General features: G+C 37.0%; 32 protein-coding genes and 1 pseudogene. 20 read left to right on the plus strand and 13 right to left on the minus strand.

Features of this window, described 5'->3' with window-relative positions:
- Positions 1-18 precede the first annotated feature (18 nt).
- Positions 19-696: a hypothetical protein gene (locus LBYS11_RS10585; protein WP_231595642.1), complete on the minus strand. Its 678-nt coding sequence runs from the start codon at positions 694-696 to the stop codon at positions 19-21.
- A gap of 134 nt (positions 697-830) precedes the next feature.
- Between LBYS11_RS10585 and LBYS11_RS10590 the strand changes: the two genes are divergently transcribed.
- Positions 831-1316 (plus strand): hypothetical protein, encoded by a 486-nt coding sequence (locus LBYS11_RS10590; RefSeq protein WP_054548636.1) that lies wholly within the window; start codon positions 831-833, stop codon positions 1314-1316.
- A gap of 8 nt (positions 1317-1324) precedes the next feature.
- Here LBYS11_RS10590 and LBYS11_RS10595 read toward each other — a convergent pair whose 3' ends face one another.
- Together LBYS11_RS10595 and LBYS11_RS10605 are read right to left on the minus strand one after the other, a co-directional pair.
- Positions 1325-1522 carry a hypothetical protein gene (locus tag LBYS11_RS10595; protein WP_009371305.1) on the minus strand — a complete coding sequence of 66 codons (198 nt, stop codon included), beginning with the start codon at positions 1520-1522 and terminating at the stop codon, positions 1325-1327.
- Between the two features lie 466 nt (positions 1523-1988).
- Positions 1989-2294: a hypothetical protein gene (locus LBYS11_RS10605; RefSeq protein WP_048392961.1), complete on the minus strand. Its 306-nt coding sequence runs from the start codon at positions 2292-2294 to the stop codon at positions 1989-1991.
- 283 nt (positions 2295-2577) lie between these two features.
- On the opposite strand from LBYS11_RS10605, the gene LBYS11_RS10610 reads away from it, so the two are divergent.
- The gene (locus LBYS11_RS10610; protein ID WP_054548635.1) at positions 2578-3102 is read left to right on the plus strand and encodes a GNAT family N-acetyltransferase; all 525 of its coding nucleotides are present in this window, start codon (positions 2578-2580) and stop codon (positions 3100-3102) included.
- Between the two features lie 32 nt (positions 3103-3134).
- Here LBYS11_RS10610 and LBYS11_RS10615 read toward each other — a convergent pair whose 3' ends face one another.
- On the minus strand, positions 3135-4292 hold the full coding sequence (locus LBYS11_RS10615; RefSeq protein ID WP_103118086.1) for a Ger(x)C family spore germination protein: 1158 nt from the start codon (positions 4290-4292) through the stop codon (positions 3135-3137).
- 156 nt (positions 4293-4448) lie between these two features.
- Between LBYS11_RS10615 and LBYS11_RS10620 the strand changes: the two genes are divergently transcribed.
- Positions 4449-5243: a PhzF family phenazine biosynthesis protein gene (locus LBYS11_RS10620; RefSeq protein ID WP_103118087.1), complete on the plus strand. Its 795-nt coding sequence runs from the start codon at positions 4449-4451 to the stop codon at positions 5241-5243.
- 274 nt (positions 5244-5517) lie between these two features.
- Here LBYS11_RS10620 and LBYS11_RS10625 read toward each other — a convergent pair whose 3' ends face one another.
- The gene (locus LBYS11_RS10625; protein ID WP_103118088.1) at positions 5518-6825 is read right to left on the minus strand and encodes an MATE family efflux transporter; all 1308 of its coding nucleotides are present in this window, start codon (positions 6823-6825) and stop codon (positions 5518-5520) included.
- Positions 6826-6913: 88 nt separating this feature from the next.
- Positions 6914-7393 (minus strand): DUF6530 family protein, encoded by a 480-nt coding sequence (locus LBYS11_RS10630; RefSeq protein WP_016994140.1) that lies wholly within the window; start codon positions 7391-7393, stop codon positions 6914-6916.
- Positions 7394-7636: 243 nt separating this feature from the next.
- On the opposite strand from LBYS11_RS10630, the gene LBYS11_RS10635 reads away from it, so the two are divergent.
- The 7 genes from LBYS11_RS10635 (at position 7637) to LBYS11_RS10660 (ending at position 15274) form a co-directional block, all read left to right on the plus strand.
- Positions 7637-9268 (plus strand): diguanylate cyclase, encoded by a 1632-nt coding sequence (locus LBYS11_RS10635; RefSeq protein WP_103118089.1) that lies wholly within the window; start codon positions 7637-7639, stop codon positions 9266-9268.
- Positions 9269-9291: 23 nt separating this feature from the next.
- Positions 9292-9654: a response regulator transcription factor gene (locus tag LBYS11_RS10640; protein WP_054548630.1), complete on the plus strand. Its 363-nt coding sequence runs from the start codon at positions 9292-9294 to the stop codon at positions 9652-9654.
- Positions 9647-12439 carry an ATP-binding protein gene (locus LBYS11_RS10645; RefSeq protein WP_103118090.1) on the plus strand — a complete coding sequence of 931 codons (2793 nt, stop codon included), beginning with the start codon at positions 9647-9649 and terminating at the stop codon, positions 12437-12439. Before LBYS11_RS10640 ends, LBYS11_RS10645 begins: the two co-directional genes overlap by 8 nt.
- 550 nt (positions 12440-12989) lie before the next feature.
- Complete coding sequence (locus LBYS11_RS23605; RefSeq protein ID WP_233732714.1) at positions 12990-13538, plus strand: MFS transporter; 549 nt, start codon at positions 12990-12992, stop codon at positions 13536-13538.
- Positions 13520-14182 carry an MFS transporter gene (locus tag LBYS11_RS23610; protein WP_233732716.1) on the plus strand — a complete coding sequence of 221 codons (663 nt, stop codon included), beginning with the start codon at positions 13520-13522 and terminating at the stop codon, positions 14180-14182. Before LBYS11_RS23605 ends, LBYS11_RS23610 begins: the two co-directional genes overlap by 19 nt.
- 117 nt (positions 14183-14299) lie before the next feature.
- The gene (locus LBYS11_RS10655) at positions 14300-14836 is read left to right on the plus strand and encodes a TlpA family protein disulfide reductase (protein ID WP_048392947.1); all 537 of its coding nucleotides are present in this window, start codon (positions 14300-14302) and stop codon (positions 14834-14836) included.
- A 99-nt stretch (positions 14837-14935) separates the two neighbouring features.
- The gene (locus tag LBYS11_RS10660) at positions 14936-15274 is read left to right on the plus strand and encodes a hypothetical protein (RefSeq protein WP_048392945.1); all 339 of its coding nucleotides are present in this window, start codon (positions 14936-14938) and stop codon (positions 15272-15274) included.
- A 520-nt stretch (positions 15275-15794) separates the two neighbouring features.
- Here the strand turns inward: LBYS11_RS10660 and LBYS11_RS10670 are convergent.
- A pseudogene (locus tag LBYS11_RS10670) lies at positions 15795-16306 on the minus strand (GNAT family N-acetyltransferase).
- Between the two features lie 874 nt (positions 16307-17180).
- Entirely contained in the window at positions 17181-18056 is an 876-nt protein-coding gene (locus tag LBYS11_RS10675) for a DMT family transporter (RefSeq protein ID WP_233732782.1), read from the minus strand.
- Between the two features lie 206 nt (positions 18057-18262).
- On the opposite strand from LBYS11_RS10675, the gene LBYS11_RS10680 reads away from it, so the two are divergent.
- The 3 genes from LBYS11_RS10680 to LBYS11_RS10690 all read left to right on the plus strand — a co-directional run bounded on the left by LBYS11_RS10680 (position 18263) and on the right by LBYS11_RS10690 (position 19688).
- Positions 18263-18751, plus strand: a complete 489-nt coding sequence (locus LBYS11_RS10680; RefSeq protein ID WP_103118092.1) for an Lrp/AsnC family transcriptional regulator — start codon at positions 18263-18265, stop codon at positions 18749-18751.
- Positions 18752-18974: 223 nt separating this feature from the next.
- Positions 18975-19253, plus strand: coding sequence for an ArsR/SmtB family transcription factor (locus tag LBYS11_RS10685; protein WP_054548639.1), 279 nt, complete (start codon positions 18975-18977; stop codon positions 19251-19253).
- A gap of 51 nt (positions 19254-19304) precedes the next feature.
- Complete coding sequence (locus LBYS11_RS10690; RefSeq protein WP_054548625.1) at positions 19305-19688, plus strand: VOC family protein; 384 nt, start codon at positions 19305-19307, stop codon at positions 19686-19688.
- A 47-nt stretch (positions 19689-19735) separates the two neighbouring features.
- Here LBYS11_RS10690 and LBYS11_RS23240 read toward each other — a convergent pair whose 3' ends face one another.
- Positions 19736-19909, minus strand: a complete 174-nt coding sequence (locus LBYS11_RS23240; RefSeq protein WP_197078723.1) for a hypothetical protein — start codon at positions 19907-19909, stop codon at positions 19736-19738.
- A gap of 91 nt (positions 19910-20000) precedes the next feature.
- Positions 20001-20846 (minus strand): copper amine oxidase N-terminal domain-containing protein, encoded by an 846-nt coding sequence (locus LBYS11_RS10695; protein WP_103118093.1) that lies wholly within the window; start codon positions 20844-20846, stop codon positions 20001-20003.
- 302 nt (positions 20847-21148) lie between these two features.
- On the opposite strand from LBYS11_RS10695, the gene LBYS11_RS23245 reads away from it, so the two are divergent.
- On the plus strand, positions 21149-21313 hold the full coding sequence (locus LBYS11_RS23245; protein ID WP_004230164.1) for a hypothetical protein: 165 nt from the start codon (positions 21149-21151) through the stop codon (positions 21311-21313).
- 518 nt (positions 21314-21831) lie between these two features.
- On the opposite strand, the gene LBYS11_RS10705 is transcribed toward LBYS11_RS23245, so the two are convergent.
- Complete coding sequence (locus tag LBYS11_RS10705) at positions 21832-22311, minus strand: DinB family protein (RefSeq protein ID WP_054548622.1); 480 nt, start codon at positions 22309-22311, stop codon at positions 21832-21834.
- 87 nt (positions 22312-22398) lie between these two features.
- The gene (locus LBYS11_RS10710; protein ID WP_004230157.1) at positions 22399-23016 is read right to left on the minus strand and encodes a LysE family translocator; all 618 of its coding nucleotides are present in this window, start codon (positions 23014-23016) and stop codon (positions 22399-22401) included.
- 213 nt (positions 23017-23229) lie between these two features.
- Here LBYS11_RS10710 and fabZ point away from each other — a divergent pair, with 213 nt between their 5' ends.
- From fabZ to LBYS11_RS10735, 5 genes are all read left to right on the plus strand, one after another.
- Positions 23230-23655 (plus strand): 3-hydroxyacyl-ACP dehydratase FabZ, encoded by a 426-nt coding sequence (gene fabZ, locus LBYS11_RS10715; RefSeq protein WP_004230156.1) that lies wholly within the window; start codon positions 23230-23232, stop codon positions 23653-23655.
- A gap of 17 nt (positions 23656-23672) precedes the next feature.
- Positions 23673-23855, plus strand: coding sequence for a hypothetical protein (locus LBYS11_RS10720; protein WP_066036806.1), 183 nt, complete (start codon positions 23673-23675; stop codon positions 23853-23855).
- Between the two features lie 88 nt (positions 23856-23943).
- Complete coding sequence (locus LBYS11_RS10725) at positions 23944-24438, plus strand: hydroxymyristoyl-ACP dehydratase (protein ID WP_103118094.1); 495 nt, start codon at positions 23944-23946, stop codon at positions 24436-24438.
- Positions 24422-24880, plus strand: a complete 459-nt coding sequence (locus tag LBYS11_RS10730; RefSeq protein WP_103118095.1) for a DinB family protein — start codon at positions 24422-24424, stop codon at positions 24878-24880. Before LBYS11_RS10725 ends, LBYS11_RS10730 begins: the two co-directional genes overlap by 17 nt.
- Positions 24881-24943: 63 nt before the next feature.
- Positions 24944-25690 carry a polysaccharide deacetylase family protein gene (locus LBYS11_RS10735; protein ID WP_103118096.1) on the plus strand — a complete coding sequence of 249 codons (747 nt, stop codon included), beginning with the start codon at positions 24944-24946 and terminating at the stop codon, positions 25688-25690.
- Positions 25691-25733: 43 nt separating this feature from the next.
- Here LBYS11_RS10735 and LBYS11_RS10740 read toward each other — a convergent pair whose 3' ends face one another.
- On the minus strand, positions 25734-26012 hold the full coding sequence (locus tag LBYS11_RS10740; protein ID WP_048392921.1) for a hypothetical protein: 279 nt from the start codon (positions 26010-26012) through the stop codon (positions 25734-25736).
- A gap of 131 nt (positions 26013-26143) precedes the next feature.
- Between LBYS11_RS10740 and LBYS11_RS10745 the strand changes: the two genes are divergently transcribed.
- Entirely contained in the window at positions 26144-26917 is a 774-nt protein-coding gene (locus LBYS11_RS10745; protein WP_103118097.1) for a GNAT family N-acetyltransferase, read from the plus strand.
- The last annotated feature ends 26 nt before the right edge of the window (positions 26918-26943 follow it).

Here is a 26943-nt window from a genome sequence, read left to right on the forward strand (position 1 = left end):
CAAGCCTATTGCTAGTTATTAAGTAATGCCACCATGTATATTACAATAATACTCGATCTCAATAATATGAGGTGAGGATACACCATTATATGAATAGTAACCACCGATTGCAATATTGTAAGCACTGCCATGATCTTTAATGGAAGGGTCATACCCCGTTTGCGTCCAGTAGCCTTTACCCTGTTCAATTTTAGAAGACAAGGAATGCATAACCGAAAATAACTGTCTTCCACCAGGAATGTCCATGCTTAGTTGGGTGTCAAATGAACCATCAACTCGAATGATTGTTCGATGTGCCCCCATATGTAATTCAACGAATTTTGGTACTTTAACTGGAGAAAAAACTTCCTTATTATCGGCCACGACATAAGAAGTGTCTATTCTGCCTTTTAACATGTCTTCAAAATCTTTTAATTCAAGCCAATAATTTGCTGAAAATGTTGTAATGGGATCTAGCTTAAAGCCTGTACCATATTCTTCATTTAGTTTATTGACAATAGCCGAATATTCTTTATAGTAGTATTCTTTCTGTGGTAGCGTTAAAACTAATGGAACAGGTGCCATGACAGATTCCATTGCTATTATTTGTTTATCTACTGATGTAGATAGTGGTGAGGCTGCTTTGTCATCCTTTTCACAGCCTGTTAGGAAGATGGCTCCTACTACAATGCTTGTCACCAAATATCTTTTCAACACCTTCACCTCCCAAAAATGAATAAAATCTATTATACCATACATAAATATGTATAATTTCGTTTTTTTGGTAAAATGATAATTTCCTAGTATATTGTAGAGAGAACAACGATTAAGCAAGTGTAAGGGGCGGTATAGTGGCAATTTTAAAAGATGATTCGAGTCATCCGAGTTGTGAGGTAGAGCTAGATATTTTAATGGTGAACGAGGAAAGTGTAAAGTTTCGTATTGAATTTCGCTTTGGGCCAGCTTTCCCAGCGATAAATACTGAGATTTATTGTTTAAAAAGAGATTTCCTTCAATTATTAGAAGACATAACACAATTGGAGCCTGCTTATTTAAGTATGCTGGAGCCGCATGATCCTGGCCTATGCATCTATCATATCCCTCATTATGGTGAATATTTTTTTCCTGGATACGGTATCTTTCAAATTCCTGAAGAGGAGAGGGAGGAAGCAGAGCAACGTTATAAATTAGTGTTTGTACTAGATGCTTATGAGAAGAATCATCATGGTGCAAGAGAATGTGGGCCTGCATTATGTATTATTGTGACGATGGAACAAATCCGAGTCTTCATTACCACTTTGCGAGAACAAGTAAAGAAATTCAAAAGTAAAAGGTGATACAACGGTCATTCATTCTCTTCTACAACGATGCTATAGGATAGGTTGAGACGATCACATACCCAATTTTTAAATAGATGATCAATTTGTTTTTTTATTTCATCGCTAGGTAATTGCTCATTAATCCCTAATTGTTCAAACGAAAATGTTTCCTGAATTTGATCGGTATATTTCGTATTAAAGGTAAACGTAATGAGTTTAGACACGTTGATTTTCCTCCGTTTTCTAGCGTGTACATTTATGAGCCAATTATTAGAAATTGAATGTCGTTGATATTTGTAAATTATTTATCTTTGGGTAAAAAGAATAGAAAATGCTGTCGGCTGAATTATCATGAATAGAGACAGTGTAAGTAGCATAATTTTCTAGCAATTGTTTTAACGGTTAGATTATTTGTTCATTCGGTGTTTCAGCTTTTGTTCTTTTGCTAGTTCAAGAGTGATTGCTGCCGTCATATTTAGTATATCTAATTGGCTTGCAGGGCGCTTGAATTTTTTCTGTCTAGCTCAAATAGCATTGTTTTCTTTAGGTGTAAGATCTCGTTCAGAAATATTTTTTCCTCCTCTCCAATTCATTGTTTGTCAAAAGGTAATGTAACAAGTATGAAATTTATAAAGTATTTTTGTTGAAATTTAGTATAAGCTTTTGTACATGTAGGTGTAATAGTCACCATTAAGGAGCAGTATACTTCTGTTTTCTTCTCTTCTTTTGCTTATAGGTAAGATAAGAAGTTTTTAAGGAAGCATAACTTCCAATTGCTGCATAGCCATAAAACCAGCCCATGAATAGTCCTGCAAGAAGATTATGTCGGTGGCTGATGAAAATAGAAATGAATAAGCCGACAACTAGTGCAATGGTTGGAACCCAAAAAGGCTTTATATGACACATTTTCTTAATGAGTTGGGTAATCATCATAACTACAGGTACTGCAACGACGGCATCCCAAAAATTTGTATGTATGAGTGGAAAGTGTTCCATTCCATTCACCTCTCATTGACTATTTAGAACTTATTGTGGACATAAAGGAAAATTTTATGCAGTAGTGTATTGAGAAATCATGGAGGATTTGTAGAGAGAATGTATAGATAGCTCTGGTAGACTTACTCTGTCGGGATGCACAAGCAAACTAACACGCACAAAAAGGACAGGGCAACTAGCCTTGTCCTTTTAACAAAGTGGCATCAAATGGAAATAGGGATTGCAATAGCTAGTTGACAAATGTAAAATTTGATTAATAAATCTACAATAAAAGAGGTATATGATGTTTCCAATTTTACATACTGAACGATTAGTGTTAAGGGAATTGACGAGTTCTGATGGACAAGCTCTTCTTGCGTGCTTTTCGAATCCTGAAGTTTTGCGCCATTATGGCCAACAACCTTTAACCAGCTTAGTTCAAGTGCAGCAAATCATTCAAAATTTTGCCAACAATTTTGCTGAAAAACGTGGTATTAAATGGGGCATTGCATTAAAGGATCAAGAAGGAATTATTGGTACAATCGGCTTTCAAGAGTGGTCAATAGAGCATCGAAGAGCGGAAATCAGCTACGCCCTTTTTCCTGAATATTGGGGAAATGGCTATGCTCAGGAAGCTGTTAAACGAGCTATTTCCTATGGTTTTGAAGAAATGGATTTAGTACGTATTGGAGCCATTGTATTTAAAGAAAATGAAGCTTCCAATCTACTATTGCAAAAAATAGGCTTCGAACAAGAAGGATTATTAAAAAAATATATGCATCAACATAATGTGCCCCATGATACTTATATATACTCACTTATAAAATAATAGGGAGACCAGATTCCTATGAGGACATCTGGTCATTTTTTTATTGTTTCTGTAAAAGTTTTTCGACCTGGATTGATTTTGGCTACATCCACATCAATTTTACTAATTGAATCCTCTGATAATGGGATTTTTCCATCTTTCTCAAGCTTTTTCCAAGCCTTGACGTTATCGCGGTAGAGATATTCTGACAATCGATAGATATCCACATCTAATTTTAGGCCTTCTTTATAGGTTTCCTGGATTTCCTTTTTCACTTCTTTAACAATAAGCTCTTTCAGCTCCTGTTCGGTTACTTTTCCTTTAAAACCATTGATGGTCGCATTGATTCTCAATTTGACTTCAAATGTAACAGCCTCTTGTTTGACAAGTGGTTCCACATCGACATGTATTTTCTCAATACTAACCGTTAGTTCTTCCTGGTCACTTGTGTTTAATTGAAAGGTAATCTCCCCGCGATTAGTATAGTTATGCATCCATTGACTGCCGCGAGCCGCAGTGTCTTGCACGAACCCCTTAAAGCCATCTTTCGATAGGACACCAACCCCTGAAAAATAGGTTTCCTCAACTTGCTCCTCATCTGTTTCCCAATCGTCTTTAATGGACACATAAGGAATTGTTACTTCATAACTTGGCTCATTTAAGCCAATGACAACATCTCTTAAGTCTTTTGGTTCGATAAATGTTTCCTGTTCTGTTGGGTTGATTGGGTTACTTAATTTTGATGAGGATAACGAATTTCTTAAGATTGGTGTGACAAGCAATATATCTTCAACTGGGTTTTTTGTACAATACACCCAGATTTGATACCTAGTATCACGAAAGCGTATGAATGTATCGATGACAGGAATAATGTGTTCATTTTCCATAGCCTGCTCTGAAAAAATCATATATCGCATATGCCCCCAAAAAATTTCTTGATCCGAGGAGCGATATAATTTGTAAATTGCCTCTTCTATTGTTTTACCAGTGGCACGTCCTACTTCAGCAGGCGCCACCGTTGCGCTAGGTTGTATAGATTTCGCGACATCAGCGAAATTAATCACTTGTAAATAGACAATATACTCGTCGTTTTCGTAGTCTACACCTACTGCATTTATATAGTACATTCTTTGCGGCTCCGTAATATCCCAGCATCCTGCGAGTAATGTCGTCAATCCGATGATCAATAAAAATTTGAAATAAGTTTTCATGGTTTCTCCACTCGAATTGCTCTTCAGTTGTATTTTATAGTGTTAGCTTAGACAAAAGATGGCTTTTTTATAAAGTGCTAGCTGAGGAAATAGTATTTGGAAAATTATATCCAATGAAACAATTTTCAGGTATGATGAGGCAAGGAGGGGAGAACGGTGACTAGTATTTCATATTGGCTAATTAATACATTTACGAATGAGCTATATAAAGGGAATCCTGCAGCAATATGTCTATTAGATGAAGAAGTTTCTGAGGAGACCATGCAAAAAATTGCACAGGAGATACCTGTCCCGACAACAGCATTTATTGAAAAAAGACAGGTTGAATTTACGCTGAAATGGTTTACGCCAAATAGGCAAATACCCATTTGTGGTCACGGCACCCTTGCTAGTGCCTTTGTCCTTTGGCAACAAGGAATTGTGCCAAAGGAGCACACAATTACATTTCATACAGCAAGTGGTCCTTTACATGCCAAGTGGCAACATGAACGAGTGGAAATCGCCATCAAAACGTATACAATTGCTGAAATGGAATGTCCTTCAGCATTGGAGGACTGGTTAGGATGTAAGCCCATCTTTGTAGGGAGGACCGAATTGGATTATATCGTGGAAGTAGGCAATGAAGACCTAATTGTACAGTTTGAACCTGACTTTTCTGCGATGAAGCAGTTTCCTGTTCGAGGTATATGCCTAACTAGTCAATCGAAGGAAGAAGACATCGATATCGTATCTCGCTTTTTTTCTCCAGCACAAGGCATTGATGAGGATCAGGTAAATGGATCAAGTCATGGCGCACTAGGCCCTTATTGGTGTGAGAAATTATCTAAACAACAGCTTGTCAGCAAGCAGCTTTCTAAACGTGGAGGTGTAATCTATGTGGCCCCTCATCACAACAAGGTATTGATTGCAGGCGCAGCAGTTACAGCATTGCAAGGAGAATTAAACATCTAGATACGGTTTAGAAGGAGATTTGTATTCAAAGTATACAGTTCGTTTTCTATATTTCGCCTTATTTTGGTAACTGCTAAAAAGCGAGAAAAAAATTGAAATTGGTTGTAACCTTTTTCAATGTTAAACGACTACTCTATTAGTAGAATACAAAAGAACTAAAGCAAGTAGTAACATTCACTTTTCACAAAATCACCAGGGCTCAATTTTGAGTGCCTGGTTATTTTGTTGCCATAATAAAAAGAGGGCACGCACATATGGCATGCCCTCTTCCATTTTATTCGCTCAGCATAGCTTTTAATGTTCGTTTTTGCCAGCCTAGCTTGAAGTATGCATATTGCATAATGAAGTGGACGCAGAAGGTGATTGGATAGGCTAACCAAACGCCATTTAGTTCTAGTGACGTATGGTGAGATAATAGGAACGCTAATGGTACCTGTACAACCCAAATCGTAATGACTAAGAAGATAGTTGGCCATAATACGACACCAGTGGCACGCATTGTAGCAGAAACAGTTTGTGTGTGTCCGAAAATTAAATAGCTCCAAAAGGCGATATATAAATAATTCTTGGCAATAAGCACAGTCTCATGTGAATCGATAAAGAAAGCCAAAATAGGCTCTGCAAACAGATACATAATGAGTATGATCGCGCCACCTAGAAGATAATTAATGCGCACACCCATTTGACGGATTTTTTTAATCATCTCTGTAGAATTAGCCCCTAACGCCTGTGCTACAAAGACAGATGTTGCAATGGCAATACTCATTGCTGGGACTTGTGCATAGCTAGCTACCTGATTGACAACGCCATAAGCGGCAGTAGCATCCGAACCATAGCCATTCACAAAGCCAATAACGGCAATTTCGGCTACTGAAATGGCAACCATGCTAATACTGGATGGAATGGCTAGCTTTAATAAGGACGTTAAAATATCTTTCTTTAATTTAAAATGCTGTAAGATTATTTTATCAAAACGTAGTAAATGCTTTGTCTTATGCAAATAGGCTAACAACAGAATCATTGTCACCAGGTTTGATAACACAGAAGCATAGGCAGCCCCATTTAAGCCGAACGCAGGCAACCCCAACCATCCGAATACTAAAGGGGGGAGGAAGGCGATATTTAACACAACACTAATTACTAAAAATAGAAAAGGTGTTTTGGAATCGCCGACTCCTCGCATAAAGGTTGTATACACCAAATACCAAAACATAATCGGTAACGTGAAGAAAAGTATTTGGGCATAACTAATACTCATGTCTAAAATATTCGCAGGTGTCTGCATAAAACGTAAAATCCATTCGATGAAAAAGCCACCAAAAATCGCGACAGCGATGGATAAAATAGTTGTAAAGGCGAGTGTTACACCAACAACCTCTTTCATTTTGGCATGATTACCAGCCCCAAATGTTTGCCCGACTAAAATAGAGCTTCCTGAACCAATGCCAATTGCAAAGGCCATTAAAAAGAAGAAAAATGGAAAAAATGCCGAAATGGCTGCTAGGGCATCGACCCCTAAATTGCGTCCGACGATAAACATAGCAAAAACTTGGCCAACAGATTGCAGCACATTCGCTAGCATCACGGGAATTAAGAAATTAAAAAAGCTTTGCGTAGCTGTTGATCATCCTGTAACATTTGTTCGTTCATCATTAAGTTCCTCTTGAGTTTTAATAACCCATTTCTTTTAAGATTCTTGAAAGTGTGCGTAGGCGTTCACCAATTAGCTCACCATCATTATTAAGTGCTTGCTGAAAAAGCTGAATATCCTCTTTAATCTGTTCATTTTCTGTGCAAACTTCCACTGTCATGGCATCTCCCTGTAAGCCTACACGATTAATTACAGGGTTTTCTTCATCATATAAATGCTCATGACGATAAGCCTCCTTAAAATAAAGTTCCGTTTCACACACTAAAATAGCGAGATCAAGTACGCGGTGTAGGGGAAGTTCTTCTGATTGGCGAGACCACTTGCCACCTGTATGCCGCCAAACCTTCGCAGAAATATCAACCTTTCCTCGATCATTCCATTGTGCCAGACCAAGGGAAAGCCCTTGTGCATCTGTTTGATAAGCCGTGCGCCCATCAATATTGGCATAATTTTCTGCCACGATGACAGGTTTATGTTTTAAATGTGTTGGAATTTTCATGTATCCGTACTCCTTATCATTTCGAATTTAGTAATTTAGTAAATTACTGCTTTAGTAAATTTAACATTAAACGTTTCTATAAGTCAATCCAAAAGAGCAAAGTTTGAACCCTTTCTTTTAAGACCAGCTAAAGATGGGCTTAGAGTAAGGGATTCATTACAATAAACGTTCAAAATCTGCCGTGGTTTTTACAAAATAGTAAGTTATAATTTATAGAAGTATGATTGATTGGAGAGAAATAGGATGGAAACAGCTAAATATCACCGAATGGTTTATACACGTATATGTGAAAATTTACAAAAATGGGATAATAGTGACTTTGTTAGAGAAGACGAGCTCTATTCATTTTTACATACGTTAAAAGGCACCGCTGGATCAATCGGTTTACATGAATTAACGTCGATTGCTCGTGAAAAGCTAGAGCTTTTGAATGAAGATAGTAACAAGCAATGGACCCAATCAGAATGGAAAAAGTTTCTTGCTCCATTTATTGAAAGCGTTCATTTTTATAAAGAAAATGATTCAATGACACAACATATGGAACATCCTACAACCATCATTAAAAATCCAGCAAAACAAGATTTTATTCTGATAATAGATGATGATGTTGTATTTATTTCCTATTTAAAAAATGTTTTAGAGAAAAAGGGCTACTCTGTCATTGCAGCTCATAATGGTAAACGAGGATTAGCGTTAATTTATGAATTGCAACCATCCATCGTATTTCTAGATATCATGCTTCCAGATTCTAATGGCTTTTCTATTTTAGACAATATTAAAAAGACGAAAAAAGAGCTCATGTTTGTGACAGTGATTAGTAGTAATGATTGTAAAGAAAATCGTATTCGCACATTGGAAATGGGTGCTATGGATTTTATGGCAAAGCCCATTGATGAAGAGCTATTAATCGCTTATGTTTCCAATCGCTTAGCCTATAAAAGAGAATTAGAACAGGCTATCGTCATTGACGAATTAACCCAAATTTATAATCGTAAATTTATGGAATCGCAAATGAAGCTTTTCATTAAACACCATCAGCAAAACAAAGAACATTTTTCAATTGCGATGATCGATTTAGATTATTTTAAAAAAGTAAATGATACATATGGTCACCTAGTGGGGGATGAGGTGCTTAAGGGTTTCGCTTCATTGGTGAAGGAGCTAAAAGGAGCTGAAGAAATTGCTTGTCGCTATGGTGGAGAAGAATTTGTAATTTTAATGCCTCGTACAACTAAAAAAGAGGCATTTATTTTTATTGAAAAACTTCGTACCTCCATGGAGAAAAAGACATTTACAGCAAATGGAACTAGCTTCCATGTTACATTTTCGAGTGGAATTGCGGAAGCCACTTCTACCAATTTACATCCTAAAAAGATGCTAGAAGAGGCAGATCAAGCACTTTATACGGCCAAGCAATTAGGGAGAAATCAAACGATCATCTTTGATAACGTAGCTGCTGTGGAGAAAAGAAAGGTGAAAATTAAGGTCGTTGTCATTGATGATGTGTATATTATTCGTGATCTGATTACCAATCATTTTAAGCATTTGGAGGAAAATGACGATTATAGGATTGAAACATTATCATTTCCTGATGGCATTAGTTTTCTGGAATCCAATTGGTATGACCCTGCATGCAAATACATTATCTTATTAGATTGGATATTGCCGCAAATGGACGGCATCGAGGTGCTGAGTAAGATAAGAGAGCAGCATGCTTCAAGTAATGTAATCGTCTCCATGCTAACTTCACGTGTGGGGGAAGAATACGTCATGAAGGCTTTCATTAATGGGGCGGATGATTATATTGTGAAGCCGTTTAATGTGGCTGAAGTATCGGAACGTATTGTTCGTTTAATTCATCAAATGTTTCTTTAATGGGAAAGGGAGAAAAAGACAGGATGGCTAGAATTTTAGTAGTAGATGATGAAGAAATATTACGCATGTTAATACGTGAAACATTAGAAGATTTAGAATTTGATATTGATGAGGCAGAGGATGGCGAAGAAGCCCTCAAAAAAATGATGGAAAGCTCCTATGATTTAATGATACTCGACTATATGATGCCGAATTTAACAGGAATTGAGGTGATCGAGCTTCTCCCACAAGAGATTAAAATGTCAATGCCTATTCTCATGCTGACAGCAAAATCACAGGAAAGTGATCGTCAAAAGGTATTTGACTTAGGGGTAGATTACTTTATGTCCAAACCGTTTAGTCCCATTAAGCTAATGAACCTGGTGGAGGACATCTTAAATGATTAAGTCGACACCCTTGCTGAATAAAAGTATACGCAGCCAATTCTTTAAAATGCTGCTTTTTCTAGTTGTTAGCTTTTTAATCATCATTGCTGCCTTTCTTGTCGTAGTCAATGCAAGTCAAAATGCCTTACAGCAGAAGAGAGAGCAAATGTATGAAAAATCAATGCTTGTGGATGAATTGGAAGAAAATTTTAATGGCATATTTTTTCGAGCAAGGGGCTACTATGCCTTTCAAAATGAGCAGGAATTAAAGTTATTGTATGAAAATTTGGAGAATTTCGAAGTTCTATTACAGAAGTTTTCGCAACTGGATTTAACGGAAGAAGAACGAGGGCTCTATAATGAGCTAGTTGATTTTCATTATAATTATAAAACGGTTACTCTCCCAAAAGGGTTAAGCTTTGCGAAGATGGGGGATTATGAGGCTTTGCGAGAGCTTTCGAATAGTGGCGCAAATGACCTTGTCAATAAATTTATTGCCTATACAAAATCCTATAAGAAAAAAACAGACCACTCCTTAAACCAAATTTTTAGCAAGACAGTGGAGCAGGGGCAATTATTTACTTTTATTTCGCTCATGATTAGCGGTCTCATTTTACTATTTGTTGGGGTCATTTTACGAAGAGTGCTGAATAATATGATTCGACCAATTGAACAATTAACACTTGCGACAAACGCTTTGGCGTCAGGGAAATCCATTGATTTAGGTAATCTTGTACAAAAGGAGGATGAGTTAGGCATTCTAGCGAACTCATTTCTTAAAATGATACTCTCCATTCAGGATAAGGAAGAGGTACTGACCACTCAAAATGAGGAGCTTTTAGCGCAGCAGGACGAGCTTCAAGAAAATCAGCTACAATTACAAAATTCATTAAATTATTTAGAAAAGTATAATCAATTAAATCATGTACTAACCTTTACGTTAAATAAACAGAAACTAATCGATAATCTCCATAATTATTTAAACGACATTTATCAATATGATATGAGTGTACTGTATTGGATGGAGGGCAATGTTTATGCGACAAAAGGTTTATCACACCAATCTGCTGCAGCCCTAGTTGAAAATTTTGACATGGATAAACAAGAACGATTAAAGCAGGAAAAATCCTTTGTTATTACACGTCAATTGACAGCAAATGAAAAAGGAATTGCGCAAGAGTCTTATTATGCCTATGACTTGTATTCTTCCGTGTTTAATTCTAAACGGGAGCTAGTCGCTATTTTAATGGCAACACGAGAGGGGCATCCCCATAATGATCGGGATATAGATAGTTTAAACGGACTATTAAATCGTGTGTCCATCGCATTTGAACGTATTCTTATGTATGAAGAGGTAGAAAAATCGAGGACGTTAAATCAAACGATTATTGATAATGTCAACGAAGGAATCCAATTAGTTTCTGCTACAGGCGATACCGTTCTTATCAATAGAGCGCTATGTGGTATTGTCAACCTCCTTAACTTGACAACAGAAACAAGTATCCCTAAAAAGGATTGGCTACAGCATTTTCAAAAATGTAGTGCCCAACCTGATGAATTAATTGAATTTTTAGAGGCATCTATTATGGAGAGCTTTGAGGAGACACGAAAATGCCGCTATTGTATGACAGCTGAACATGAAATCTTTGTCGAGGTGTATGCAACTTGTCTTTTTGATGGACAGGAAAAAGTAGGCACCATTTTTGTGCATCGTGATATTACAAGAGAATATGAAGTAGATCAAATGAAATCGGAATTAGTGAGTACGGTAAGTCATGAACTGCGAACGCCTTTATCGAGCGTACTTGGCTTTACAGAGCTTCTGTTAACGAAAAATATAAAACCCGAACGACAAAATAAATATATCGATACAATTCATAGAGAAGCGGTACGACTAACCAATCTTATAAATGACTTCTTGGATTTACAGCGAATGGAGTCAGGCAAACAGCAATATAACATGGAGACACTACAATTAAATGAAATAGCCTTTGAAATTGTCAATCGCTTCCGACATGAGCAAAAGCATAATGTCCATCTAATTGATAAAGCAAGAGAGGTCTATGTCAATGCAGATCAAGATAGACTCGTCCAATTATTTATTAATTTAATAGGAAATGCGATTAAATTTTCTCCACAAGGTGGGGATGTGGAGATTTTGTTAGAAAACAAAAATAATAGCATCCAAGTGAGTATAAAAGATGAGGGCATTGGCATATCTAAACAGGATATTGCTCAGTTGTTCCAAAAATTCAAACGAATCGATAATAGTTTAAGACGTAAAATAGGAGGAACTGGACTGGGTCTTTCCATTTGTAGAGAAATCATCTTAAAGCATGAGGGAGAAATATGGATAGAGTCAGAAGAGGGACAAGGTACTACTGTGTACTTTACTTTACCACTTGCAAATAACACTATCACCTTCGATGAAGAGGATGTAATGGGGGATAGCAATGGCTTAAACGTTATGCTTGTTGAGGATGACTTAAGCTTAGCTCTACTGTTGTCTGAAGAGCTAAAAAGCAAGGGCTTTACCGTGATTCATCATCATGACCCAAAAAAAGCTTTTGAAGATACACTCAATACGCCTTTACTTGGTATTGTGATTGACATAATGTTGGGCGAAGAAATGAGCGGCTGGGATTTAGTCCGTGCACTAAGGGAAAGAGAGCATACAAAAGAGATACCGATTATTATATCCTCAGCATTAGATGAGGTAAAAGAAATGGTGGACCAATTTCAAATTAAAAAATACTTAACCAAACCATATCCACCTGAAGAAATATCAAAACTGTTTGTGAAATAATAGGATAGCTTGAATCATTGTCCGTAGCATTATATTGTAAGGAAAATGTGAGCAGTAGCTTAAATTCATAAAAACTATAATAGGTGAAGCCAAAGCGTATGTCGAAAGTTGCCCCATTCAACCAGGCATTAACCGAATCTCTATCAATTCATTTTTGAAGGCGAACAATTTAAAACTAAAAAATAATTTTCGTGAATTTTTCTTCAAAAATGTGTAACCTTTGCCAAGCTGGCACGACTACTATACTAGTAGAATACAAAACACTAAAGCAAACTAGTAGGTTTCACTTTTCACAAAAAGACCGGGGCTCAAATTTTTGAGAACACCTGGTCTTTTTGCGTGCTGGCAACAAAGTGGAAGTAATGCTAAAATAAGATAAATACTTTAGAATTTTCATGAAATTTAATCAAAATCACGCATAGAAATTTGAAAAAAATGAAATCCCCCATCGTTTTTTCAACTAGGCGTAAAAAGGAGTTCAGACATGCAGGTTCGTCCAATTTAAAAATCTCCCAAGAAAAAATAAAATCTTAATTTTGGGGGATAAAACGTGTTTAAAAACCGATCTTTTTCACTTTTATTGACAGGTCAATCTTTAGCGGATATTGGTGATATTCTCTATATAGTAAGCGTGATTAGTATAATTTATCGTTTCACCAACTCAGCGATTGCTACTTCCTTCGTACCGTTTATTATTACTACTTGTATGTTGATTTCCAGTTTGCTAACACCTCTTATTACGACAAAAGTGTCGTTGAATCAACTGCTAACTATTTCTCAAGGCTTTAAAACCGCTGTCATTTTGGGCCTTACCTTGTATGTACAATGGGTAGGCGACCAGCCGATGATTGGCTTTGTGTTTTTATTGATTGGGATGGTTGCGTTTTTGGATGGTTGTGCCAATCCTATTCGTCAATCCTTGCTGCCTCATTATGTGGAAGAAAAGGATTTATTGCGAGCAAATAGTATTGCAAAACGGTTATCCAATCCATTCAGGTGGGTTCTTGGTTTGTTGGCAGTTCCTTGCTGCTTCTCTTTACACCATCACAGCTTATATGGGGCGTTGTCGTCCTTTTTTTCATGGCAACATTGCTTTTAAAGCTTTTACCAGATGTGGCACGTATGGAACGTCCAGAAAAAAAGAAATGGGTGTTATTTATGCAAGGGTGGCAATCCATCCATCAAACACCTGTACTAAAGGTAGCTGCACGAATGGATTTACTGGAATCAATGGCAGGTGCAGTGTGGGTCGCAGCGATTTTACTTGTTTTTGTAGAAGAAGCATTGCAGGCTTCTTCTCAATGGTGGGGTTATCTCAACGGCATTTTTTTTATTGGCATGATTATAGGGAGTATGATTTGTTTAAAATGGACTAAATTTATTGAGCGTAAGAAAGCTATGTTCATAAGTGGAGGTGCGCTGTTGTCCGCTATTTTTACATTATTCTTTGCGGTTAGTATCACACCATTGATGGCTTTACTCTGTTCTTTGCTGATTGGCTTATGTGGGCAATTAAAAAACATTCCACAGCAAACCATCATTCAAACAAGTGTCTCAAAGGAGAAATTACCAACGGTGTATACATCGTTGAATGTCATTGTGACAGGGGTATTCGGCCTTTCATCTTTAATGATGGGCATGTTGTCAGAATGGTATGGGATACGAGTTGTTTTTTTCCTTTCAGCTAGTATGCTACTTCTCGTAAGTGTGATTGCCTATAAAAATAAAACATCATTCACGTAAGAAAGAGTAGCCCTTACTTTTAGAGTAGGGGCTATTTTTTATAAAAAGTTCATATCCTGTTAGTTGATAGTATGGTAAAATATACAAATATTTGTATATTTTAAAAGGAGAGTAAGTATGAATCGTAAAAAAATAAGTTTCATTATCTCTGCACTTATCATAGCAATCTTTATTGGTGTGGCATTAAAAAATGTTTTTTTCCAAGCATCTCTTACACCATCAATGACTGTTTTGGAGGATGGCACCAAACAAATTAATTATGAAACTGCTTTAACAAAGCTAGATCAATCCTCCACAACGTTTGAAGCATATAAGGGCAAAATAGTAGTAGTGAATTTTTGGGCGTCCTGGTGTGGGCCTTGTCAACAGGAAGCACCTGAACTAGAGGCATTCTATCAACAAAAATCAAAGGATGTCGAGCTGCTAGCCATCAATGCCACAGCCTATGATAGCTATAAGAAGGCGGCAGCATTTAAGGATACTTATGCTTTATCATTTCCTATCTTCCTAGACGAAGAGGGAGTACTACAGAAAACGTTTGAAGTGGTGAATTATCCTAGTACCTTTATCTTTGATAAAGAAGGAAAATTACAGCACAGCGTGAAAGGCGAACTCACTCAACAACAATTAATACAATTGATTGATGATCTCTAAGAACAAAATAAGTCTTATAGACAATATATTTAGAAAAATGAAACTTTTTCTAAAAAAATGCGTAGAAGTAGCTAAACAAAAAAGGAAGGGGCTCCTTTAATGCCACGGAAACACATGATTATTATCATCATTGCATGGATTGTAGAAATATCGTTGACGTACTGGGTTGCCACAATATTCTCTGTGCGATTTATCGAAGTGATGTTTTTCACCGGCATTGCCTTTACCTTAGGAACGTTTTACTTTTCGAGTAGCGGTGGAGCGATGTCAAGGCTTTATACATCCCAAGTGAGTGCACAAACAGGGATCATTCATGAGCGAGAACGGTTCAAGGTTAAACTTGGGCCCGTATTTATAGCGTCACTGATATTTTTCCTTATTGGATTGGTATTCTTTATTTTACTTGTAACAGGCATTATTCCACCACAAAAGGTGTGAAAGTTATTGGCTTCCACCTGCAAAAAATCAAGATGGCTAGGTGCTCATTTTGATTTTTTTGCGTTGTATAGAATTTGTAGAGTGCGATATTATAAAATAGGCTTCGATAATTGTATTTTTACAATTAAAAAGGAATAAAAAGGTAACTATTGTACTATAATTACCCTTCGTTATTAGTAATTTGTCATGCAAAATATGTATATCTATGGAGGTATACAATATGTTAAAGGAGCTATCAAACCGCAGTGCCCCAAAATCCAAACCAACAAAATAGAGAGAAGAGTAGACACCAAGAACCTGACGTTCAGTATAATGCTCTGCTAGAGATTCAAACAATGGAAAGTAGCATAAAAAGATACATAACAGTGCATGGTGATCACTTGAATGCAGCTGAATATCATTCTTTACTGCAAATGATTAAGAGTTTAGAGGAATTGAAAACAGCGATTAAAGAGGTCTCATTAGATTAGGCACATTCATTTAAATTGAATGATCTGACAATACGGTTTGTCAGATCATCCTAGGAATTAATCCACCGGTAATAAGTAAAAGTGAAGTTTTGACCATTCATTTCAAATGATTCTCCGCTTCTATCCAATGGTTTAAAACCATTTTTTTCTAATACTTTTTGAGAGGCTATATTGTTCGTTGTTGTTTGTGCCTCAATGATGAGCATGCCTTGCTGGCGCATAAGGTCTAATACTAATTGTAAGGCTGTATGGGCAACCCCTTTCCCACTAAATTCTTGTCCTACTCTATAACCGATATGGCCTAATCGTTGCTCCTTATCAATATCGATTACATTGATTCTTCCTATAATTTCTTCAAGTTCATTTTTTATTAGATAGAAATAGGATAGCTGTTGTGCTTGTTCCTCTAAAAGCATGTCATTTTTTCTTATGAAATTTGGTAATTCGTAATAGTCATCCCCTCGACTTGGGACTGTTTTTTCAAATAGGCCCTATTTTTAACCTCAAATGCATATAAGTTTTCAAAATCACCCTGTGTTAATGTTTCTAATCGAATTTTCATGGCATCTCCAATCAATTTTGGTTTTCTTTCATTATACCTGTAGTCTAGGGTTAATCTCACCAGTTTTTTGATTGTTCAGATTTTGTAGATGTGCGATTAGTACAATGGTTGCGTTCATGGAACGTTGGTTAGTTATTATTGGAGCGTGACCTGGGAGGGTGAGATAGGCAAAAGTGAATAATATGTTTTTGATACTGAGCGCATTGGAGTAAGGGATAGACATGAATATTGGTTTGCTTTTTCAGCCATCCACTAAAAAAGGACCGTCATTAAAAAGACCCACTTCCTGTCGGGTTTAGTGAATTAAATAGTGAGCGGACAAGTAAATTAGTAGAGGCATTGAGATTTTTTAAGAGAGTCCAGTAATTTTCAAAATGTGGAAGCACTTGTTCTACTAGAAAATGAACTTAGGTTGGTTCAAGTCTACCTCTATATACAGTAGGAGCGTTTTGGCAAGCGTATTCAGGTTGTATGGCAACTAAAGTCGGAGACAACTGTCCTCATCCCATCACTGACTAACCAGCCATTAATTGAAAATGCATTAAAGCATGGAATGTTAAAGCGTTCTGACGGGGGAACGATACATATTCGTATTATCAATTTTGATACCCATCTCGAAATCACCGTAGCGGATAATGCGTTGAAATGGATGAAGAGCAATTGGCAAAACTACTACAGCCTAAAGAACTTTTATCCATCAGATTGCAACACCATTAAGCCAAGGTCTACGGATGACAAGCAAGCTTCACGAAGGAACGGTGTTTCACTTGTGGTAGTAGCAAAAAACATCTACATCATAAGATGCATTGCCTCTCGATGAGTTTTAAGAGGGGGAATGCATCTTTTATTATTTGCAAGTTTGAAAAATAGAAATTTAGAGCACAGCCTGAGGCGTCTTCGTTTTAAAATGTGTGAATAAGTAACATCCCAAAATCACGATGATTCCCCCAATGCCTTGCAGCCAGCTTAGCTGTTCACCGATAAATAAAAAGGCGAGCAATGCTGTGAAAATAGGATTAAAGTTTAGAAAAATACCAGAGGTTGTGGCACCTAATTGTTGAACGCCAATATTCCAAAATACCATACAAACTACTGTAGAGATGACCCCTGTATAAAGTAGCGAAAGGATGAAAGAGGAGTCGATTTCGGAGAAGGTAAAATCCGTAATTGTGAATGGGACTAGGATGAGTACCCCAAACAAACCTGCATACAATGTCGCCATTAACGGAGAGGTTGTTTGCATAGCCCACTTACTACATACTGAATAAAGTCCCCATACGCAAACGGCTGCCACCATCCATAAATCTCCTGTATTCAATTGGAAGTGCCATAACAGCTGCCAATCTCCTTTCGAAAGGACAAGAAAAACACCAATTATAGAGAGTACCATCGCCAGAAGTTGCAAGCCATTTATTTTTTCTTTCAGAAAGGCGAAGGAAAAAAGGGCGATAGACATGGTATTCATTGTAGAAATAAGACCAGCATTCGTGGATGTTGTTCGTTCCAACGCTAAAAATTGAAATATATTAAATAAGGCAACACCTGTAATGCCCATCAGGCATAATGGCACAAGAGCGGCTTTAGCAGGAACCAATCTCTTCTCTTTCCACCAAACTAACGGTAGCAGGACGATCACTGCGATCAGCCATCTGACCAACGTTAAGGTCATTGGAGAGGCATGAGCCACTAGCGTCTTAGCCACAACAAAATTGCCTCCCCATAGTAAGCTCGTGACAAGCATTAAGCCCATATAAAATTTAACCACAGTATAGGTACACTCCTTTTGCTTTTATGTATAATAAGAATCATAGCACTATTAGTGATTTATCAGTATAATATTTTGTATAATTGAATAAAATCAAAATAATCGAAAGTTATTTAATGAATATCAAAATAATATTTTGAAATCGCATTAAAAACTTCCTTGTCTAAAAATAATCAAAAGAGGAGAAAACAATGGAGGATATAAAAAATAAAGGATTAGATAATGTCGATCTGCAAATATTAGCGATTTTGCAGCGAGAGGTTCAGATTAGCAATGCGGAATTAGCTAGACGGGTGAATTTGTCCCCACCAGCAACCCATACAAGGGTGAAACGTCTAGAAAATGAAGGCTATATTGATCAACAAGTCGCGATTTTAAATCAGGAGAAACTAGGGTTTGATTTATTGTGCTATATATTTATGAGCACAAATATTCATCAGGAGAAGGAAATAGAGGAGTTAGAAAACAGCTTGAAAACAATGACCGAAATTATGGAATGTCATTGCTTAACAGGTGCCTATGATTATTTGTTAAAGGTCGTAATTCGAGACCGCCAAGACTTAGATCAATTTATTCGAAAATTAAATAAGCTTGGCGTTTCTAGAATTCAAACGAATTTATCCTTACGAGAAATTAAATATTCTACAGTGTTACCGATCGAAGAAAAACAGCAAGTCTGAGTAAGCTAACTCAGGCTTGCTGTTTTTTTACTCATGATAGGTAAGCAGCCGCTTTAAACGAGTAGAAAGTCGTCCTAAAAAGTTAGTTACCACTCTAAATGAGTAAAGCCCCGCTCCTAAAGATTCACCCTGTTCAAATAAGGAGACCACACGTACAAAAATCATACAACCCACAAGTTGCTTATAGTTGACATGCAACCATAGAGTTGCCTATAATCAAGCTATGAATTGGGATAAAGACGCTGTTTTTAAAGCACTAGGGGACTCGACTCGGAGACTTATATTAGATGAACTGGCTGAATGTGATGAGATGACGTTGTATGAATTGACGGTGCGTCTTCTAATGAAACATGAACTTTCCATTTCGAGGCAGGGGATTGCTAAGCATCTGTCTGTCTTAGAGAGTGCTGGACTCGTCCTATCACAGCGGAAGGGAAAATATCGAGTCATTCTTTTCAATAAGGAACCACTTAAAGATTTACTGAAAGGATGGGTAGAATAAAGTTTACGTGTGAAGGATGCTTCTTAAGCGACTTAAAAGGAGGAAAAGCAATTGAATATTATTGTCAACAGTATCTTTGTACAAGATCAGGAAAAGGCACTGGCATTTTATACGGAAAAGCTAGGGTTTGTAAAAAAGGAGGATGTCCCAGTAGGAAAACATAGATGGCTAACGCTTGTGTCGCCTGATGATTTAGAGGGCACTGAGCTATTACTTGAGCCAGATGAGCATCCTGCAGCAAAGGACTATCAAAGGAGGATTTTCGCTGAAGGCATTCCAGCAACAATGTTTGGAGTTGCTGATTTAGAAAAGGAGTATAGCCGTTTACTGGAGAAAGGCGTTGAATTTACACTTAAGCCGACAAAAGCGGGAGAAGTCACAATAGCAGTTTTTAATGATACATGTGGCAACCTTATTCAGATTATACAAAAATAGTATAGAAAAGCGTGTTTGATAAAAAATATCAAAACACGCTTTTCTCATTACTCAGCCATTACCCAACCTTGATCATCGTTCAAAACGTTTAGATTTTCTTTTGGCTGCGCATTTACGGTCTGTTCTTTGGCTTCTGCTTCCTCGCTGGGCGGAGCTTCTTCCGAAGAACAAGCAGATAAAAGGAATAGTAGCGCTATACTTAATGATAGGAATTTCTGCATGAGGCAAACCTCCATCAATCAATCGTTGATATGAATATTTTGCACATCTTTTTACAGAATATGTTGTGTATAGCTGCCATTAATAATTTTTTTAAGCGACTGTATTACTAATTATTTTGCTAAAGCCATTATTATATGCACTATTAATCAGCTGCTGTATTGACTTCACTGCTTGCTCAGAGAAAATATACCAGTTATCGCCATCGAAATCATGGAGTAAATACTCAGGATAGCCTTGTAATAATTCCTCTGGGAAAGGTTGATTTAATGTATAGATATCATATTGTTGAACACTGTTTTGATCTTGGCTCATAAAATCAAATTGACCAAGCTTGTAATAAGATCCAGGAGTTTCTAGATTGAGGTGCCAATAATAATCTTTCGGAGCCTCTACTTTGTCGCCTTTCTTTTCTTGGAAAATTTTGAAAAGTGCTTGGTGATAGGCATTGCCCTTGATGTCCTGAATGACACCACCCATTGTCATATGGTATTCATAGCGTAGTACCTTGATTTTTTCATCTTCAATTAGCAATGGTTCAGTCGTAATATTCACTGTGCCATCATTATAATGCACTTGGCTGCTGAATGTTTCAGCAATAAAGCGAATTGGTACATAGGTGCGATTGTTTTTCATGTATGGTTGTACATCCAATTGCTCTTTTTGACCATTTTTAATGACTGTTCGGTTATTAAGATTCAATTTAATGGTTGTTTGATGCATTGAAAGGGTGATTTGTGAATCCTGCCAATGAACTTGCGCACCAAGATTTTCACTGATCACTCGTAATGGCACCATTGTTCGATTGTTTTTTTGCTCGGGTGCTGTATCAGATTTTACCACAACATCGTCGATTTTGATTTGTGTCGTTGCGGCATCAGCAGGTGTTGCTACAAATAATGTAGATGTTAAAAATAGCCCTGTAAAAAATTTTTTCATGGTATATAACCTCCTTATACTTTAACACTTACCACCATCGGAAATTTTACCATAATATTCTTATGTATATAATAAAAACTTTACTATTTTTTCTTTTGGCTGGAAAAGGTTGTGTATCATCATCAATATTTTGGACTTGATTTCGCAGTGTGTCATTTAGATTAAAACCATCGTGTTGCTAGATATCAAAGTAAAGAAGTTGAAATAAAATAACACAAAATCACCACCGCTATTAGCAACTTTTTGACAGTGTATAATCTGTATTTGTTCTCGAATACTAATGCTGAAAGGAGGTTTTTTAAATGAAGTTTTTGACATGGGGCATTGTTGGTGCAGCATTATTTGCTGTGATGAAAGGCTACGGAAAATCGAATCAAGGACAAAAGGATAGCTTTCAACAAACAACTACGCCTGTACAATTAGTAGCCAATGCAAATCCGCTGACAGCCAATACACCGAAACAATAAAACAAAAGCTTATAGATTATAGGGTCTATAAGCTTGCTATAATTTTATATAAATAACTATTATTGGCATATAGATGGTGAGAAGAACTCAATTTTACAAACGATCACGACGATGGCTTGGAAGAAATTTTGAATTATTTTACGGAACTGTACATAGGTATTCACAGGCCAAATTGTAGTCTTGTGCACCGTTAGCAATGTAACATTTAAAGTAGCGGCTTTGGCAACAGTCTTTAAGAAATAATAAGACCTATGTCGCAAGGGAGCATCATCGAATTGACAAATTTGGATCAGCCTTCATGTCACATAAGGATTTTCAGGGACAAGGGAATAGAAGCAGACGCAAAAAAGCTTGGTCTAACACATATTTACACGGATGCTAGTCTTACAGCGGGACCATTTTTTGAACGGAAAGGATACCAAAAAACAAATGCATATCGCGTGATGAAAAGGACGGGTGAAAAGCATGAGTTATGTAAAGATTTTTGTTCTATTAAAACAAGAACAACAGACCCAGTATCAAACTCGGTCTGTTGCTTCGTTTAGGCATCGATAAATGGTTAAAATCGCTTGTAAATGCATACCTTCATGAAAGATGGTGCGTAACAGTACTTGTTCAATGGTTTGCATACCCATATCAATAGGAGGGAATTCCTCTGACAATCGATGACCGTACTGTTCCTTTAATTGTTCAGGCTGCTGAGCTAAATACTTCTTTAATTCCTCAAAGGATGGCGTTTCGTCGTCAAAATGCTTTGGCGATGTACCAAAGCCAAACCATTTCTTGAGAGCTTCTAAATCTGTATCCTTTTCCTTTGTTAATGCCTCTATCCATAAATATTGATCGAGATAAACATGACCCATATTCCAGCGAATATTATTATGAAATCCAGCTGGGATGATGTTCGCTTTTTCTTCTGATACATGCTCGAGTAAGTGAAGCAGCTCGCCACGATAATTGGCTAGCTGCTGAAATAGATTTTCTTGACGTTGATTCAAATGTAACCCTCCTTTTTAATATTATTGGCTATTAAAACTCCATTTTCCTGCAAAAAAAGAAGAACACTTTTTGTGTTCTTCTCCAATTTATCTACTTTGTGTCTGTAATGCTAAACGGACACCGAGACCGATATAAACGAAGCCAACTGTCTTTTCGAGCCAGCGTGAGCTACCGCTTGTTTTTGTAAAGATTTTTTCGCCAATGAAACTTGTTATAACTGCGAGTAGGATTGTATATAAAGCACTCATCACGACAAATGTTATACCGAGTGTTAGCAATTGGCTTGTGACAGATTGCTCGTTATGCTGAACAAATTGCGGTAGGAAGGCTAGGAAAAACAGTGCCGTCTTTGGATTGAGGATTTCTGCTAAAAAGCCTTGACGGAATGAAGTACTAGCAGGACTTTGTTCGACAGTCGGTTGCTCAATTTTCTTTGGCTTTGTGAGGAGCATCTGAATGCCTAAGTAAACAAGGTATGCCACACCAATATATTTCACCACTTCAAAGGCAGTGGCTGATTTCATTAAAATAGCAGAGAGACCTAAAACAGCCGCTAATGTATGAACCAAGTCACCAAGACCGATACCTAAAGCTGTATAAATACCATTCTTTTTTCCGCTTTTTAATGTTTGTGTAATGGTAATAATTACTGCAGGACCTGGAATTAAAAATAATAAAAGAACTATTGCGATAAAAGATAACATGCGAAACCATCCTATTCTAATAAACTAATCATTCTAGGGTGAATGCATGGAATATTATATTCTAGCTATTGTGTGGCTGTCGATAAAGAAATATTGAAAAAATAATGAAAAATAATTCAGAAAACTAATGAATAATACTTATTAAATTTTATTACCTAGTACTAATATTTAGTGTTAGAATAAGATTATAAAAAATACGTTGGAGGAATTCATATGTTAACAAGTCAACAATTACAAGCTATTTTGCCACACCGATATCCATTTCTTTTGGTAGACCGTATTGTGGAGTTAGAAGAGGGCAAGCGCGCAATGGGGTTGAAAAATGTAACGATTAATGAAGAGTTTTTTAAAGGTCATTTTCCACAGTATCCTGTGATGCCAGGTGTGCTAATTGTTGAAGCATTAGCACAGGTTAGTGCAGTGATTATGCTGACAAAGGCTGGGAATGAGGGAAGATTAGGTTTATTGGCAGGAATCGATCATTGTCGCTTTAAAAAGCAAGTAAAGCCTGGTGATCAGCTACATCTAGAAGTGGAGATTACGCGTGTGAAGGGCGCTGTTGGGAAAGGCAGAGGGATTGCAATGGTAGATGGAGAAATAGTTTGCGAGACGGATCTTGTTTTCGCTTTTGGATCTTAGAAAATGGAGGCTCTCGGTTGAATTACACATTTATGCTTTATATCGCCGTTTGTATCATGCAAATAGCGCTATTAGCGAATATTACGATTGCTAAAGGCGCTTGGAATGGGGTGACAATGTGGCTTTGTACGGTAGTTTTTGTTTTCGCAACAGCTATATTTGGATTAAGTAGAGCGCGGCAAAAAGACACTCAAAAATAAACGACTTTGCTTCAATTCGTACTACACGGCTCTCTTTCCTTCATATAGTAAATGGAGTGAAAGTTTTAATATGAGAGGGTGAGGAGGTTTGAGGGTCGCTTTTATAGAACATAAAGAAGAACAGCTACAGCCAGAGCAAGCGTTGGCGCACGATTTCTGTGATCATTTTGTGCAAAAGATGCATAAAAATATATTGCATAAAAAGCTTGATGAGGATGTGTATCAGTCCTATTTTGTTATCCTTCAGCAACAATATACAAGGCAAGAGCTGCGATTTATTGTCCATCTGTTAAAGGTACAGGCAAATGAGATAATACGCATGAAGCCCATGTTTATTACCATGAGTGGTGTTATTTTATCCATGTTTACATTGCTTGCTACAACCATGAATAGCAAGCTCATGATAGGCATGTCGCTTGTCCAAATCGTTGCATTAGCCGTCTTGAGTTTTAATGTCGCCATTATATGGATTTCCTTTAAAATTGAAATCGAACATAAGCGGGTGCAGGCAGTGATTGCATTATTAGATTATTACGTAACAATTGTTTCAGAAGGGAGTGACCTTCGTGCAAAAGACAGTTGAACAATTACATTATTGGCTTATAAAAGTACCAGAAGTATTTCGTATGATGACAGAAGCGGAAATAACACAACGACCTGCTCCAAAAAAATGGTCCAAAAAAGAAGTAATCGGTCATTTATGTGATTCGGCTATTGTCAATCTTGAACGATTTCTTCAAGTTCAGAATGAAGCTTCACCCTATGTAGTGACTACATACGACCAAGTACAATGGGTCGCGTTACAGGGCTATCAGGAATTACCGATAGAAGATATTTTAATGTTGTGGACAAGCATCAACAAAAAAATCATGTATGTACTTGACCACCTTGATGAAGAGACATTGGCCCAGCCATGTGTGATGAATCAACAACAAAGGACATTGGGATGGTTGATAGAGGAGTATATGCAACATCTGGCACATCATATCCACCACCAAATTTTAATGAATGAATGTGAAACATAAGCATTTTTTTAGGAAATCCTCAAATAATAAAGTACGAAAATAATTATTTGGGGACGTGAAAATGTGAAAAAGTTTTTATTGCTTTTACTACCACTTAGTCTAATCACGGTATCGCTTTTTTATGTAAAAGTGAGTTCTTCTGAAAATAAAGGAAGAAAGTATTATGAGGAAGCAGGTCAAATTCTTTGGGAAATTCAGACAGATGAAAAAATCATTGCCTTAACATTTGATGATGGGCCACATCGCAAATATACAGCGAATATCCTTGATGTATTGGAAAAATATAATGCAAAAGCAACCTTTTTTATTGTCGGTCAAAATGCAGAAAAAAATCCTGAGCTGATTACAAGAATGTACGAAGAAGGACATGAATTGGCCAATCATACCTATACACACCCTTTAAGAACAAATGTTACCAATTTAATGAAAGAAATACAGCAAACAGATGAAGTGATTGCAGGGATTACAGGCTATCAGCCAACATTATTTAGACCAGTTGAAGGACAATATACCGATGTGATGATTGATGCAATTTCAAAAAAAGGCTATAAGGTTGTTATGTGGTCATGGCATTTAGATACGCTCGACTGGAAAAGCCCAGGTGTTCATCGCATCGTGAATACCGTTTTAAAAGGTGTGAAAGCAGGCAATATTGTCCTATTTCATGACGGTGGGGGAAATCGAGCACAAACGGTTCAGGCAATGGAACAAATCATACCGGAGCTTGAAAAACAGGGCTATCAGTTTGTGACGGTTTCTGAATTATTGGAAATCCAAAGGACACATAAGAAAATGGAAAAAAAACAGTAGTGTTGAAGCAGAAACGTCTTCAACACTTTTCTTTATGTAAAGGTTATTTAAACATTTTTTTGATGTGTTTAAGCTCAGCAATTAAATAATCAATTTGTTTCTGCATATTATCTATTTTAACTGTTTGATGCCCATTTCCATTACCATTATTAGTTTGAGAAGAATCATTGTTCGCGTTTTGGAGCGCTTCTAATGCGAGTCCTGCTGCAATGGTTTGTAAACCATCCCCTAATGTTGAAATGGCTGTGCCAATATAGGATAGCTTAGCCGCATAAATTTCTATGGATTCATTGCCTTGGCTCGGTTTATTATTTCTCCCCATTGTTCTTCCTCCTTACATTTGTCATTACTTGCATCATATGCGACAACAAGTGAAAAGGCGATTCCGATGATCGTTGAATGATTCACTAAAAATGGTAAAATTAGTACAATTAACGGATTGGGGGACTAGCATTGACACAACATATAGAGCTGATTGAAATGAATAGTGAGCTGTTAGAGGGAAAGGGCAGCTTTTGTTTACGAAGCAAGAAAAAAACAGAGGGCTATCAGAACAAAAACAAATGGCTTAATCAACAATTTGAAAAGGGCTTACATTACATACAAGTATTTGAAAATCAAAAACAAGTAGGTTTTATAGAATATACAGACGCGGAATACTCTTCAAGAGTTGTACATGCAGATGGCTATGTGGTGATTCACTGTTTATGGGTAAGTGCAGTGGGGAAGGGCTATGGTACACAATTACTGAAGAGGTGCTTAAAGGATGCCAAGGAGCGTGGGAAAAAGGGAGTGGTGGTCATTACAAATGACCAAACTTCCTGGACGCCAAGCAAGGATTTATTTTTACAGCACCAGTTTCAACATCTGGCAACAGCACTCAATGATTTTGAATTATGGGTCTTTCCATTTCATGAAAGCGTTGAACGGCCATACTTTCCTGATAATTGGCAGGAACGATTAACGAGATTTCCTCATTTAACGATTTTACGTTCCTTTCAATGTCCATATGTAGACGTCGCTACGGAAAATATTCAATTAGCTGCCGAAAAATTAGGATTGCAGCCAGTGCTGGTGGATCTTCAAACGAGAGAAGAGCTGATGGAGAAATCACCGACACCATATGGTATTTTTTCAGTAGTTTATAAAGGACAATTGATTGCCTTTCATCGATTAACCGTGCATTCCGTATATAAAAAACTGCAAAAACTCATGAATAATTTCTGATAGGATGCAACTTTTTTGGACACTGG

This window comes from Lysinibacillus sp. YS11 (genome assembly GCF_002896375.1).
Lineage (GTDB): Bacteria > Bacillota > Bacilli > Bacillales_A > Planococcaceae > Lysinibacillus > Lysinibacillus capsici.